Genomic DNA, 12,341 nt, shown 5'->3' on the forward strand with positions numbered 1-12,341 from the left:
TTACTTTTTTAGGCGTTTGTAAAAAAGTGACCCGCTGTAAGAGCGGAACCATAAGTGGCCGTTACCGCAGCAACGGATATGTACACCCCACCCCACCCCACCTCACCCCAACTACCATCACCGCTCCACGGGCACCGAAAGCCCCGAATTCCCAAGCGCATGACTACGCGCATCAAAAAACCGCAACTCCACCTCCATCCCCTCAAACAACTCCGCAAAACGCCGCTTCTGCTGCTGGATAAACCCTGCACTGCGGCCAAACACCGAAATCGCCAACGTGCTGATCTTCGCCTGTCGAATCGCCTGCACCAGATGCACATCCTGCGCGCCGAGGTGATGCCCAAAGATGCATAGCCCACCTTCATGGCCCAACAACTGCTCATAACAGAACGACAAATAGTCAGAACTGCGAATGGTCTTCAGCTTCTCCTCAACCTTGCCCTCGCTGACAAACAACGGCACATCATCCAGCGTCTTGATCGTGTTGTTGATCGCAAAACTGCTGAGCAACGTGCTGTCAGTGGTCGGCAATTTACGCGCCGTACCATCAAGGTTACGCACCAGGTGCAGGCCACCATGCAGATACAAAATGCGCGTGATGTCGCAGGCAGTATTGCGCAGGTCAAAGCTCGCATCCGCACTGCGAAACAGATCATCGATGCCCGGCGCATGCAGGATCGCCCAGTAGTTGAGCAGGTCGTAATTGCTGGTGAACACCGTCGGGTAACTCGCCAGCTCCTGATGGAGGGTCGCCAGTGTCGACGGCTTCACCAGGCGCCACGGAATATGCACGCTGTGGATCGTATTGATCAGCGCTTCCTTGATCGCGTAATAGCGATTACGCGGCGCAGCCGAGCTGACCGCCAGGGCCTTGTTGACCCGGCTGGTGGTTTTCAGTGCACCCAGCACCTGCTCGAAGCTGCGGGTCTGCATCGCGTCAAACACGCTGAGTTCGGACTGGCTCAGGGGTTTTTCTTCCACGGTGCGGGCGTTTTCGAACAGTGAGTCGTAGGCAAAATCTTCCCACACTGCGCGGCTGGCGCCGTTGCCGATCAGGATCCCGCTGATGGCGGTACTGCTGCGCAAGGCGTTCCAGTCTTCTAGGTGGGCATCAAAATCCTGGGAATCCTTCATTGCGGCGGGTCTACTCGAAATCGGCTGGGCGGTGACTTTATCACGAGCGGGCGTTGATCCTGGTCAAGATGCCGCAGGCAATCGAGGTCGATGCTGTAGGCATAACGACTTTAAAGGATTAGCCACCATGAGCAGCACCTTCTTCATTCCCGCCGTCAACATCATGGGCCTCGACTGCCTCGACGAAGCCATGACCGCGATTCGCAACTACGGTTTTCGCAAGGCGCTGATCGTCACTGACGCCGGGATGGCCAAGGCAGGTGTGGCCAGCATGATCGCCGAGAAGCTTGCGATGCAAGACATCGACTCGGTGATCTATGACGGCGCCAAGCCCAACCCGAACGTCGAGAACGTCGAAAAAGGCCTGGCGCTGCTGCAACAGAGTGCCTGTGATTTCGTGGTGTCACTGGGCGGTGGCTCACCCCATGACTGTGCCAAGGGCATTGCCCTGTGTGCGACCAACGGCGGGCACATCGGCGACTACGAAGGCGTCGATCAGTCGGCCAAACCGCAACTGCCGCTGGTGGCCATCAACACCACCGCCGGCACGGCCAGCGAAATGACCCGCTTCTGCATCATCACCGACGAAACCCGCCACGTGAAAATGGCCATCGTCGACCGCAACGTCACGCCGCTGCTGTCGGTCAACGACCCGGCGCTGATGGTCGGCATGCCCAAGGGCCTGACTGCCGCCACCGGCATGGACGCGCTCACCCACGCAATCGAAGCCTACGTGTCCACCGCCGCCAACCCGATCACCGATGCCTGCGCGATCAAGGCCATCGAGCTGATCAGCGCCAACCTGCGGATTGCGGTGCGCGACGGTAAAGACCTGGCCGCCCGGGAGAACATGGCCTACGCGCAGTTCCTTGCCGGCATGGCCTTCAACAACGCGTCCCTGGGGTTCGTGCACGCCATGGCGCACCAGTTGGGCGGGCTGTATGACTTGCCCCACGGCGTGTGCAATGCGGTGCTGTTGCCCCATGTGCAAAGCTTCAACGCCAGCGTCAGCGCCGAGCGCCTGAGCCATGTGGCACGGGCCCTTGGCGCAGATATCAAGGGTACGTCGGTGGAAGAGGGCGCCCAGGCGGCCATCGCGGCGATTCGCAGCCTGTCCCAGGATGTGGAAATTCCTGCCGGGCTACGGGAGTTGGGCGCCAAGTTGCAGGACATCCCGCTGCTGGCGTCCAACGCCCTGAAGGACGCCTGCGGCCTGACCAACCCACGGCGGGCGGATCAGCGTCAGATTGAAGAGATCTTCCGCAGCGCGTTCTGATCAGTCCTGGCCATGGCGACGCACAGCAGTGCGCCGCCCGCCAGCGCCACGCATAACACCGCCAACGGCCAGGCCTGCTGACTCGCCAGCAGGCTGGCCACGCCACCGATCGCCGCAGCCATCAACTGATGCATAAAGCCGCTCAAGGCCATGGCGTAGGAGCCGCTCACCGGTGATTCATCATTGGCCAGCGACAGGCTGATGGGATAACTCATCGATTGGCCGAACACCGCCAGGCAATACGGCAGCCACAGCAGGATCGCCAGCCCATTGGCAAACAGGCTGCCCAGCAACATCGTCGCGCTGCCGCACATCACCAACGCCACGCCCCAACTCATCATCGACAGGCGCCCGGTGCGGGCGACGAGGCGATTGACCATCAACGCCCCCGCCAGATACGCCCCGCTGATTGGCCAGCCGAGCCAGCCATATTGCGCCGCGCTCCACTCGAAATGGCCCTGCAAAATCAACGGTGCGCAGGTGTTGAACGCGATGATCACCCCGTAACCCAAACCGCCCGCCAACGCAGGCCGCAGGAACGCCGGATGACGCAGGATCGTGCCGTAGATGCGCCAGGCCGAGACGTGTCCAGAGGCTTTTTCCAATCTTGGGAACACCACCCGTTGCAGCGCAATCATCAAGCCGACAGCCGAGACCGCCAGCCCATAAAAGATCGCCTCCCAACCAAACGCCACTTGCAACAGCGAGCCCACAAACTGCCCGATGCCCAGGGCGATCACGAACGTCATGCCCAGCCACGACAAACCTTTGGCCAACAGGGCACCGCTGAAGCTGTCACGAACCAGCACCCGCGCCATCACCGACACACCGCCCGCACCGAGGCCTTGAACCAGGCGCAGGCCGAGGAACGATTCGAGGCTGTAGGCGGACGGAATCGCCGCACTGGCCAGCGCATACAACGCCAACGCTGCCAGCAACACCGGCTTTCTACCCAGGCGCTCACCGAGGCTGCCCCAGAGCAGCATCGGCAACGCCATGCCGATCAAGTACACCGCCAGGGCCAGTGCCACCTGGTCCTCTGCAGCGGTCAATGACAAGGCAATCGCCGGCACGGCGGGCAGATAACTGCTGATGCCAACCTGGGACAAAAAGGCCGCGCTGCAGGCAATGGTGAGGGTCGTGGTGCTTTTCAAGGGGCAAAAGATCCTGTTGAGCAGTAAGCTGCAAGCCGCAAGCTACAAGTTGCCAGTGGGTTTGTCTCTACCTTGCAGCATGAAGCTAACCGCTTGTCGCTTAGGAACCAACCTTATGAGAGTTCTATTATTCGGCGCCACCGGCATGGTCGGCCAAGGCGTGTTGCGCGAGTGCCTGCTGGCCAGTGACGTGCAGGAAGTCGTCGCCGTCGGCCGTACCGCGCTGACCCAGGAACACGGCAAGCTGCATCAAGTGCTGCATGCCGACATGTTTGATTTCCAGCCCCTGGAGCATCTGCTGCAAGGTTTTGACGCCTGCTTCTTTTGCCTGGGCGTGTCCTCGGTGGGCATGGATGAAGCCAAGTACACCCATTTGAGCTACGACTTGACGCTGGTGGCCGCCAGCACCCTGGCGCGGCTCAACCCGCAGATGACCTTTATCTACGTGTCCGGCGCCGGGACTGACAGCAGCGAAACCGGCAAAACCATGTGGGCACGGATCAAGGGCAAGACCGAGAATGCGTTGCTGCGCCTGCCGTTCAAGGCGGTGTACCTGTTCCGTCCCGGGGTGATCCAGCCGTTGCACGGCGTGCGCTCGAAAACTCCGCTCTACCAGTCCATCTACACCGTGGTCGGCCCGTTGTTGTCGCTGCTGCGCCATGTGCGACCGGCCTGGGTGGTGAGCACGGAAACCGTTGGCCGCGCAATGCTCTCGGCCGTCCGGCACGGTGCACCTCTGCCGGTGGTGGAGCAGGCCGATATCAATCGCCTGGCCACCGAGCGCGCCTAGATGCTGCACAAAAGCCTGGTTCGCCGCCTTGACCTGATCACCCTGCAATTGTTTGTGGCAGTGCATGAGGAAGGTACGCTGACCCGCGCCGCCGCCCGTGAAGCTATCGCGGTCTCGGCGGCCAGCAAGCGCTTGATGGAGCTGGAGCAGGTGCTGGGCGTCAGCCTGTTTGTGCGCCAGGCCAAGGGCATGCAGCTCACGGCTGCCGGCGAGACCTTGCTGCACCATGCACGGCAGATGCTGTTCAATGTCGAGAAGATGGGCCTGGAGCTGGGCGAACACAGTCACGGCGTGCGCGGTTATGTGCGGATGCTGGCGAACCTCTCGGCAATCATTCAGTTCCTGCCCGAAGACTTGCGCGACTTTTCCGCGCTGCATCCACAGGTGAAGGCTGACCTGGAAGAGCGGCCCAGCAATGGCGTGGTCCAGGGTGTGATTGACGGCGTTGCGGACCTGGGCATCTGTTCCAGCGACACCGATACCAAAGGCCTGCCCGGTGTGACCTATCGCCGGGACAAACTGGTGGTGCTGATGCCGGCGGATTACCCGTTGGCCTCGCGCAAGACCCTGACGTTCGCCGAGACGCTGGACAGCGACTACGTGGGGCTGCATTCCGCCAGTTCGATCAACATGCGCACCCATGCGGCGGCGCGGGAGGCGGGCAAGGTGCTGCGCTTGCGGATCCATGTGCCGGGCTTCGATGCCATGTGCCGGATGGTCCAGGCCAACATGGGCATCGGCATCCTGCCGCAAAAAGCCTATGAACTGTTTGGCCGGGCGTTGGGCTTGCACGCGGTGCCGCTGACGGATGCCTGGTCGGACCGCAGCCTGATCCTGGTGGTGCGTGACGAGGCGCAGCTGTCGCCGGTGAGCCGGTTGTTGTTCGATTACCTGCGGCGGGAGCAGGCGTAAGCAAACGCTGTGGCGAGGGAGCTTGCTGTGGTGAGGGAGCTTGCTGTGGCGAGGGAGCTTGCTCCCGCTGGGGCGCGAAGCGGCCCCAAAATCCAGGGAGCGCTACGCACTCCAGCGGGAGCAAGCTCCCTCGCCACAACCAGTCCTTACTCAAGCGTTCGCATTTGGCGAACGCTCGTTGCCAACTGACGGTTGGATTTCTACTGCCTGCGTCCTCTAGCCTTGGCCCCACCACATTCCAAGAACAAGAGGTACACCCCATGACGGCTCCCCTGAGCGGTATCAAGGTGATCGAGATCGGCACCCTGATTGCCGCGCCCTTCGCCGCCCGGCTGATGGCCGAGTTTGGCGCCGAGGTGATCAAGATCGAAGCCATGGGGCAGGGCGATCCGCTTCGCAAATGGCGAAAGCTGCACGAAGGCACGTCGCTGTGGTGGTACCTGCAATCGCGCAACAAGAAGTCCCTGGCCCTGGACCTCAAGTCGGCAGAAGGCCTGGACCTGGTCAAGCAACTGCTGGGCGACGCCGACGTGCTGATCGAAAACCTGCGCCCCGGCGGCCTGGAAAAACTCGGCCTGGGCTGGGACGTGCTGCACGCCCTCAACCCCAAGCTGACCCTGGTGCGCATCTCCGGCTACGGCCAGACCGGCCCTTACCGCGACCGCCCGGGCTTCGGTGCCATCGGCGAGGCCATGGGCGGGATTCGCTACACCACCGGCAACCCGGATTCACCACCGGCGCGGGTCGGCGTGAGCCTCGGTGATTCCCTGGCGTCGCTGCACGGTGTGATCGGCGCGCTGATGTCGCTGCTGCGGGTCAAGACCGGCCAGGGCGATGGCCAGATTGTCGACGTGTCCCTGGCCGAAAGCGTGTTCAACCTGATGGAAAGCCTGGTGCCGGAATACGACATGCTTGGCCATGTGCGTGAACGCAGTGGCGGCGCCTTGCCCGGCATTGCACCGTCCAACACCTACCTGACCGCCGACGGCGCCTATGTGGTGATCGCCGGCAACAGCGACCCGATCTACAAACGCCTGATGCTCGCCATCGGCCGCGCCGACCTGGCCGAAGCGCCGGAGTTTGCCCACAACGATGGCCGCGCCGCGAAAAGCGGCCTGCTGGACGCCGCCATCACCCACTGGACCAGCAGCCTGCCCATCGACCAGGTGCTCAGTGCCCTGGAAGCCGCCGAAGTACCGGCGGGGCGCATCTATTCAGTGGCCGATATCGTCGCCGATCCGCACTACCAGGCCCGCGACATGCTGCTCAGCGCCGACCTGCCCGGCGGCCTCACGGTGAAGATGCCCGGTATCGTGCCCAAACTGTCGGAAACCCCCGGCGCGGTGAATTGGCAGGGCCCGAGCCTGGGCCAGCACACTGATTCAATCCTCGGCGACCTGGGCCTGAGCGGCGCCGATATTCAGCGCCTGAAATCCTCGGGAGTGGTGCAATGAAAAACTATTCCGATGCCCTGGTCGTGCAGGAAGTCTCACCCCGTGACGGCCTGCAAATCGAGCCGACCTGGGTCGAGACTGTCGACAAGATCGCGTTGATAGACCAACTGTCCATGGCCGGGTTTTCCCGGATCGAAGCCGGCTCGTTCGTGTCGCCCAAGGCCATTCCCGCGTTGCGCGATGGTGAGCAGGTGTTCCAGGGCATCACTCGTCGCCCCGGGGTTATCTACGTGGCGTTGATCCCCAACCTCAAGGGCGCCCAGCGTGCTATCGAGTCCCGGGCCGATGAGTTGAACCTGGTGATGTCCGCCAGCCAGACCCACAACCTGGCGAATATGCGCATGCGTTGCGAAGCCTCGTTGGCGGCGTTCGGCGATATCGTGAGCTTTGCTGCCGAGCACCCGGTGCGCCTCAACGGCAGCATCGCGACCACCTTCGGCTGCCCGTTCGAGGGCAAGATCGATGAGGACCGCGTGCTGCAATTGGTCGACGCCTACCGCGAGCTGGGCATCCAGGGCATCAGCCTGGCCGACACCACCGGCATGGCCAATCCGCGTCAGGTCGAGCGCCTTGTCAAGCGCGTGCTCGAACGTGTTCCGGCGAGCGACCTGACCCTGCATTTCCACAACACCCGCGGCCTGGGTTTGTGCAATGTGCTGGCCGCCTACGAGGCCGGTGCGCGACGGTTTGATGCGGCATTGGGCGGCCTCGGCGGTTGCCCGTTTGCGCCCGGCGCGTCGGGCAATATCTGCACCGAAGACCTGGTCAACCTGTGTGATGAAGTCGGGATCCACACCGGCATCGACCTGCCGCACCTGCTGAAAATGTCGCGGCAATTGCCGGCCTTGCTGGGCCATGAATTGCCGGGCCAGGTGGCCAAGGCCGGGCGCAATTGCGACCTGCATCCGCCACCGGCCTACATCGCCACCTTGTAAGCCGTAACCAGACAACAAAAACAATCGGACGCCTGCGAGCAGTCCGCTGGAGAGAATCGATGAGCCTTAATACGTTGGAGGCCGGCGTGCGCCCGGCCGCTGAACACGATGCCGAAAAAGCCCTGGTCAGCAAGGTCGCCTGGCGCCTGATGCCGCTGATCATGGTCTGCTACCTGTTCGCGTTTTTTGACCGCATCAACATCAGCTTCGCCAAGTTCCAGCTACAGACCGACCTGAGCCTGAGTGACACTGCCTATGGTCTCGGCGCCGGGCTGTTTGTGGTGGGCTATGTAATCTTTGAAGTGCCGAGCAACATGATGCTGTACAAGGTCGGCGCCCGCCGCTGGATCGCTCGCATCATGATGTCGTGGGGGCTGGCGACGGCCGCTATGGTGTTCGTCACGGCCGAATGGCAGTTCTACGGCCTGCGTTTCATCATCGGTGCGATGGAGGCCGGGTTTGCCCCGGGCGTGCTGTATTACCTGACGTTGTGGTTCCCGCAGCACTACCGTGGGCGTATCACCTCGATGCTGTTCCTGGCGTCGGCGTTTGCCGGGCTGGTGGGCGCGCCGTTCTCCGGGCTGGTGCTGGAACACCTCGACGGTGTGCTGCAAATGCGCGGCTGGCACTGGTTGTTCTTGCTCGGTGGCTTGCCCTGTGTGGGCCTGGGGTTCCTGGTGCTCAAGCTGCTCAAGGACCGTATCGAGGACGCCCACTGGCTGACCTCGGCGGAGAAGACGTTGCTGGCCAGTCGCATTGCCGTGCATGAACCCCACAAGAGCGGCGGCTCGTTGCTGGCTGCATTGCGTATCCCAGGCTTCCTGATGCTGGGTTTTATCTACTTCCTGATCCAGGTGGCGTCCTACGGGTTGAACTTCTGGGCGCCGCAACTGATCCGCAGCGCCGGCACCCAGAGCCCGGTGATGATCGGCTTGCTGACGGCGATTCCCTACGTCTGCGGCGCCATCAGCATGGTGGTGATCGGACGCTTGTCCGACGCCACCGGCGAACGTCGCAAGTTCGTCAGCGGCCTGGTGGCGCTGGGGGCGGTGGGGTTCTTCTGTGCCGGGATCTTTGCCGATCACACCACGTTCCTGATCGTCGCCCTGAGCTTGCTGGGCGCCGGGATCATCGCTTCGATCCCGACGTTCTGGACGCTGCCGCCGAAGTTGTTGGCCGGTGCCGGCGCGGGCGCTGCTGGCGGGATCGCGGTGATCAACACGTTGGGCCAGTTCGGCGGCATCGTCAGCCCAGTGATGGTCGGCCGGATCAAGGACCTCACCGGCAGCACCACGCCGGCGCTGTATGTCATCGGCGTGTGTGCGTTGCTGGCGGCGGCGCTGTTGCTGTGGGGCTTGCCTCAGAAGCTGCGCACCCTCGACAAGCGCTGATCAGCCGGCGGTCACCAGCGAGCGGGTGGGTGCGGCACTGAATTGAATCAGGGCCACACCGCCAATCAACATCAGCGCCCCGATCAACCGGGGCGCGGTCAATTGGCGTTCCACCAGCCCGAACAAGCCGAAGTGGTCCAGCATCAACGAGGCGACGATTTGCCCGGCCATCGCCAGGGCGATAAACCCCGAGGCGCCGAGCTTGGGCATCAGGATCAACGCCAGCGAAATGAAGCACACGCCGAACGCGCCGCCGCTCCACATCCACAGCGGCGCCTTGGTGATAAAACCCAGGTTGGGCAGCGGCAGGCGCAGGGCCAGGATCACCGGCAGCAGCACGATGATGCTCACCAGCAGCGAGGCCAGGGTGGCCCACAGCGGATGCCCCAGGCCGCGTCCCAGGTTGGCGTTTATCGCGCTTTGAAACGGCACCACTGCCCCGGCAAACGCGGCCAACAGCAACAAACCTACCCAATGCAACGTCGTCATGATCAATATCCCAGAGGTTTTGCTGGACTCTAGGCTATTCGTCGCGCAAATTTAAATTCCAAGTTCTTATGCAGAACATGCAGCTGATGAATGATCTACGACGCATCGACCTTAACCTGCTGGTGATCCTTGACGCCTTGCTCAGCGAGCAACACGTGACCCGTGCCGCCGAGCGCCTGCACCTGAGCCAGCCGGCGGTGAGCCACGCGCTGGCGCGGTTGCGGGACTTGCTTGGAGACGCGTTGCTGGTGCGCCAGGGCAGTTCGCTGGTGCCCACTGCTCGTGCTCTGGAACTGGCCATGCCGCTGGCGGAAGCGCTGGCCCAGGTACAGGCGCTGCTGGAGCCCAATCGTTTTGATCCGGCGTCGGCCAAGCGCACCTTCCGGGTCGCCATGTCGGACTACAGTGCGGCGATTTTCTTGCCGGGGCTGGTGCGCACCTTGCGCCGGGAAGCGCCGGGGATTGATTTGCAGATTATCCAGGCCAGTCGCGAAGGCATGCTTGACGGTGTGCTCAATGGCGATATCGACCTGGCGGCCGGGGTGTTTCCCGACATGCCTGCCGAGCTGCGCAGCACGCCGCTGTTTGAAGAGCATTACGTGTGCCTGGTGGACCGCGACAGCCTGCCGGCAAGCGGTGTACTCGACCTGCCCACCTATCTGGCGCGGCCCCACGTATTGCTGGAAATGCGTGGCAGCGGCACCCCGGAAATCGAACGGGCGCTGACGGCGATTCGTGAGCGCCGGCACGTGTCTATCAGCTTGCCTCATTGGGGTGTTGCGCCGCAGTTGATCCAGGGCACGGACCTGATTCTTACCGTGTCGTCTCGCGGGCTGCTCAATATTGATCACGAACGGCTATTGGCCGTGCCGCCGCCGTTTCATATCCCATCGTTTGCGTTTGTGCTGGCGTGGCATTCGCGGCGGGGTGGGGACGCGGCGTTGCAGTGGTTGAATGGGCAGGTGCAGGGTGTAATGCGCAGTTGATTAGTGTCACCAGTTGTTCGGTGGCTGGCGACGAGTATGAAATATTCTAAGAACCTGTAGCCGTCCCTCGCGAATACGGTATGGCACGAGATAGGGCCAGCGTGGCATCACCCACTCACGTGTACCAGGAACGCGTCCTTCTCGACCCATCGCCGGAAACTCCGCAACGTGCTCAAGCCCTGTCCGGACGGCCAGAACAAACTCATAAGCTGCGTTAGGGTTTTCCTCGGCGATGTAAGCCGCTTCATCATCAAGATTTTTGAGTGCTGCCTTCAGCCACTCAACGCGCATTGGCACGCCATTTGTTTGCCACTGCGTCTACTTCGGCGGCAGTTGCAAAGTCACCCGCATCGGCTTCTTTCAACGCCTTTTGAATTTCCTCGATTTGCCATGCTTCACGCGTCAGGTATTCGCGTAACGCATCGACGGCGAGGAACGATTTGCTGCGCCCGGTGGCCTTGGCAAGGCTGGCGAGTGTTTCGGAGATGTCTTCAGGTAGACGTAATGACATGACCGACATAAGTGCCTCGATGTAGTGATGTGTAATACAACATACTACATTGTCACCGTTGCATCGTTGTGTCCCGTTCGTCAGGACTGCTCCTCAGTAAGACCTGACGACCGTTCGTCGCACTAACAAGTTTTTTCTAAACCTTTACCGCCCTGAAAATTCAGATTCAGAGCGGGGCTCGTTTCCCTGCACCTGTTTATTACCTGGAGGAACCCATCATGAGCCGCATGGCTATCCGGTTACGCACCGCCAGTTTCGCGATGCTGCTGGGCCTCGGCGCCAGCAATGCTTTCGCCCAGTCGCCTGCCGATTTCATCGAGCAGGCTTCGGCCAAGGGCATGGCCGATATCGAGACCAGCCGCATGGCACACGCCAAGACTTCGTCCCAGGAGATCAAGGACTACACCATCGAAGTCATCAATGAACGCACCCTGGCCAATCAGCACCTGGCGGCCATCGCCAAGAAGCTCGACTTGCCGGTGGCCCCACGGGACAAGATCGTCGACAAGGCCGAATCGCTGATGCCCGAGCTCAAGGACGGCGACTCCTTTGACGCCGCCTACACCGCCCAGCAGATCAAGGCCAACGAAGACGCGATCGCCTTGTTCAAGCAGGAGGGCGCCGAGTCGGATATCCCGGAAATAAAGGCTTTGGTGGATGAGACCTTGCCCAAGTTGGAAGAGCGCCTGGAGAAAGCCCGCGCGCTGGCGTCGACGTACGGTAAGGGTCACCAGGGCGACGGTTGATTGCCTTGAGTACCCCATGAAAAACGGTGGCTGGAGTGATCCAGCCGCCGTTTTTTTATGCCTGGTTCAGGTCCGTCTTGGACCGACCATTGTCATCCGTTGTTTCGGTAACCAGCGTCGTCACAGTGATGGTTTCACTGTCGCCGATGGTCTTGTATTCCTTGCGCAGTTTCTCCAGTTCCTTGCGGTCCAGGCCGTCCAGGCTCAATACGGCGTTTTGTGCATCCTTGGTGGCGCGCAGCAACTCGTCAATCTTGATATGCAAAATGTCGTTGTCGCGGTTTTGCGTGTTCTGGATCAGGAACACCATCAGGAAGGTGATGATGGTGGTGGAGGTGTTGATGATCAGCTGCCACGTGTCGTTGTAGTGGAAATAAGGCCCGCTCAGACTCCACAGGAGGATCAATCCCACCGCCGCGTAGAACGTGCGGGCGCTGCCTGCCCAACGGGACAGGGATTGTGAGATGGCGGAGAATTTCATGACCGTTTTCCTATAAGGGTGGGTGATGAAAATACTGACCGCAGGCGCGCTCTGAAATTTCTTTTTACAATTGAGGATCTGA

At 61.5% G+C, this 12,341-nt stretch carries 14 protein-coding genes; 8 read left to right on the forward strand and 6 right to left on the reverse strand.

The window, feature by feature from the left end:
• Positions 1 to 117: 117 nt before the first annotated feature.
• Positions 118 to 1,134 carry a DUF4917 family protein gene (locus ACW9I6_RS15010; protein WP_177066731.1) on the reverse strand — a complete coding sequence of 339 codons (1,017 nt, stop codon included), beginning with the start codon at positions 1,132 to 1,134 and terminating at the stop codon, positions 118 to 120.
• A gap of 127 nt (positions 1,135 to 1,261) precedes the next feature.
• Here ACW9I6_RS15010 and yiaY point away from each other — a divergent pair, with 127 nt between their 5' ends.
• The gene (yiaY, locus tag ACW9I6_RS15015; RefSeq protein WP_008437790.1) at positions 1,262 to 2,410 is read left to right on the forward strand and encodes an L-threonine dehydrogenase; all 1,149 of its coding nucleotides are present in this window, start codon (positions 1,262 to 1,264) and stop codon (positions 2,408 to 2,410) included.
• On the opposite strand, the gene ACW9I6_RS15020 is transcribed toward yiaY, so the two are convergent.
• A complete protein-coding gene (locus ACW9I6_RS15020; protein ID WP_457339495.1) occupies positions 2,377 to 3,564 on the reverse strand; it encodes an MFS transporter in 1,188 nt (395 codons plus the stop codon). The two genes, yiaY and ACW9I6_RS15020, sit on opposite strands and share 34 nt — an antisense overlap.
• 115 nt (positions 3,565 to 3,679) lie before the next feature.
• Between ACW9I6_RS15020 and ACW9I6_RS15025 the strand changes: the two genes are divergently transcribed.
• The 5 genes from ACW9I6_RS15025 to ACW9I6_RS15045 all read left to right on the forward strand — a co-directional run bounded on the left by ACW9I6_RS15025 (position 3,680) and on the right by ACW9I6_RS15045 (position 9,046).
• Positions 3,680 to 4,354 (forward strand): NAD(P)H-binding protein, encoded by a 675-nt coding sequence (locus ACW9I6_RS15025; protein ID WP_102604145.1) that lies wholly within the window; start codon positions 3,680 to 3,682, stop codon positions 4,352 to 4,354.
• Positions 4,355 to 5,266, forward strand: a complete 912-nt coding sequence (locus ACW9I6_RS15030; protein WP_003212094.1) for a LysR family transcriptional regulator — start codon at positions 4,355 to 4,357, stop codon at positions 5,264 to 5,266.
• A 260-nt stretch (positions 5,267 to 5,526) separates the two neighbouring features.
• The gene (locus ACW9I6_RS15035; RefSeq protein WP_087692626.1) at positions 5,527 to 6,720 is read left to right on the forward strand and encodes a CaiB/BaiF CoA transferase family protein; all 1,194 of its coding nucleotides are present in this window, start codon (positions 5,527 to 5,529) and stop codon (positions 6,718 to 6,720) included.
• Positions 6,717 to 7,655: a hydroxymethylglutaryl-CoA lyase gene (locus ACW9I6_RS15040; RefSeq protein WP_457339496.1), complete on the forward strand. Its 939-nt coding sequence runs from the start codon at positions 6,717 to 6,719 to the stop codon at positions 7,653 to 7,655. The genes ACW9I6_RS15035 and ACW9I6_RS15040 overlap by 4 nt, the downstream gene beginning before the upstream one ends.
• A 59-nt stretch (positions 7,656 to 7,714) precedes the next feature.
• Positions 7,715 to 9,046 carry an MFS transporter gene (locus ACW9I6_RS15045; RefSeq protein ID WP_219272232.1) on the forward strand — a complete coding sequence of 444 codons (1,332 nt, stop codon included), beginning with the start codon at positions 7,715 to 7,717 and terminating at the stop codon, positions 9,044 to 9,046.
• Here ACW9I6_RS15045 and ACW9I6_RS15050 read toward each other — a convergent pair whose 3' ends face one another.
• On the reverse strand, positions 9,047 to 9,535 hold the full coding sequence (locus ACW9I6_RS15050) for a DMT family transporter (RefSeq protein ID WP_003212086.1): 489 nt from the start codon (positions 9,533 to 9,535) through the stop codon (positions 9,047 to 9,049).
• A gap of 77 nt (positions 9,536 to 9,612) precedes the next feature.
• Here ACW9I6_RS15050 and ACW9I6_RS15055 point away from each other — a divergent pair, with 77 nt between their 5' ends.
• A complete protein-coding gene (locus tag ACW9I6_RS15055) occupies positions 9,613 to 10,521 on the forward strand; it encodes a LysR family transcriptional regulator (protein ID WP_457339501.1) in 909 nt (302 codons plus the stop codon).
• 6 nt (positions 10,522 to 10,527) lie between these two features.
• Here ACW9I6_RS15055 and ACW9I6_RS15060 read toward each other — a convergent pair whose 3' ends face one another.
• Entirely contained in the window at positions 10,528 to 10,812 is a 285-nt protein-coding gene (locus ACW9I6_RS15060; protein WP_457339497.1) for a type II toxin-antitoxin system RelE/ParE family toxin, read from the reverse strand.
• Positions 10,802 to 11,041, reverse strand: a complete 240-nt coding sequence (locus tag ACW9I6_RS15065; RefSeq protein ID WP_008437804.1) for a CopG family ribbon-helix-helix protein — start codon at positions 11,039 to 11,041, stop codon at positions 10,802 to 10,804. The genes ACW9I6_RS15060 and ACW9I6_RS15065 overlap by 11 nt, the downstream gene beginning before the upstream one ends.
• A 209-nt stretch (positions 11,042 to 11,250) precedes the next feature.
• Here ACW9I6_RS15065 and ACW9I6_RS15070 point away from each other — a divergent pair, with 209 nt between their 5' ends.
• Complete coding sequence (locus tag ACW9I6_RS15070) at positions 11,251 to 11,778, forward strand: DUF4142 domain-containing protein (RefSeq protein ID WP_003212082.1); 528 nt, start codon at positions 11,251 to 11,253, stop codon at positions 11,776 to 11,778.
• Positions 11,779 to 11,833: 55 nt separating this feature from the next.
• On the opposite strand, the gene ACW9I6_RS15075 is transcribed toward ACW9I6_RS15070, so the two are convergent.
• Positions 11,834 to 12,259: a low affinity iron permease family protein gene (locus ACW9I6_RS15075; protein WP_003212079.1), complete on the reverse strand. Its 426-nt coding sequence runs from the start codon at positions 12,257 to 12,259 to the stop codon at positions 11,834 to 11,836.
• Between the last annotated feature and the right edge of the window lie 82 nt (positions 12,260 to 12,341).

This window comes from Pseudomonas sp. SDO5522_S412 (genome assembly GCF_054071215.1).

What these genes read in the sequence shown, in the direction of transcription:
- ACW9I6_RS15030 (WP_003212094.1), top strand. Translation starts at nt 4,355, where the DNA reads ATGCTGCACAAAAGCCTGGTTCGCCGCCTTGACCTGATCACCCTGCAA.
- ACW9I6_RS15050 (WP_003212086.1), bottom strand. Translation starts at nt 9,535, where the DNA reads ATGACGACGTTGCATTGGGTAGGTTTGTTGCTGTTGGCCGCGTTTGCC.
- ACW9I6_RS15060 (WP_457339497.1), bottom strand. Translation starts at nt 10,812, where the DNA reads ATGCGCGTTGAGTGGCTGAAGGCAGCACTCAAAAATCTTGATGATGAA.
- ACW9I6_RS15055 (WP_457339501.1), top strand. Translation starts at nt 9,613, where the DNA reads ATGCAGCTGATGAATGATCTACGACGCATCGACCTTAACCTGCTGGTG.
- ACW9I6_RS15075 (WP_003212079.1), bottom strand. Translation starts at nt 12,259, where the DNA reads ATGAAATTCTCCGCCATCTCACAATCCCTGTCCCGTTGGGCAGGCAGC.
- yiaY (WP_008437790.1), top strand. Translation starts at nt 1,262, where the DNA reads ATGAGCAGCACCTTCTTCATTCCCGCCGTCAACATCATGGGCCTCGAC.
- ACW9I6_RS15070 (WP_003212082.1), top strand. Translation starts at nt 11,251, where the DNA reads ATGAGCCGCATGGCTATCCGGTTACGCACCGCCAGTTTCGCGATGCTG.
- ACW9I6_RS15045 (WP_219272232.1), top strand. Translation starts at nt 7,715, where the DNA reads ATGAGCCTTAATACGTTGGAGGCCGGCGTGCGCCCGGCCGCTGAACAC.
- ACW9I6_RS15040 (WP_457339496.1), top strand. Translation starts at nt 6,717, where the DNA reads ATGAAAAACTATTCCGATGCCCTGGTCGTGCAGGAAGTCTCACCCCGT.
- ACW9I6_RS15065 (WP_008437804.1), bottom strand. Translation starts at nt 11,041, where the DNA reads ATGTCGGTCATGTCATTACGTCTACCTGAAGACATCTCCGAAACACTC.
- ACW9I6_RS15025 (WP_102604145.1), top strand. Translation starts at nt 3,680, where the DNA reads ATGAGAGTTCTATTATTCGGCGCCACCGGCATGGTCGGCCAAGGCGTG.
- ACW9I6_RS15035 (WP_087692626.1), top strand. Translation starts at nt 5,527, where the DNA reads ATGACGGCTCCCCTGAGCGGTATCAAGGTGATCGAGATCGGCACCCTG.
- ACW9I6_RS15010 (WP_177066731.1), bottom strand. Translation starts at nt 1,134, where the DNA reads ATGAAGGATTCCCAGGATTTTGATGCCCACCTAGAAGACTGGAACGCC.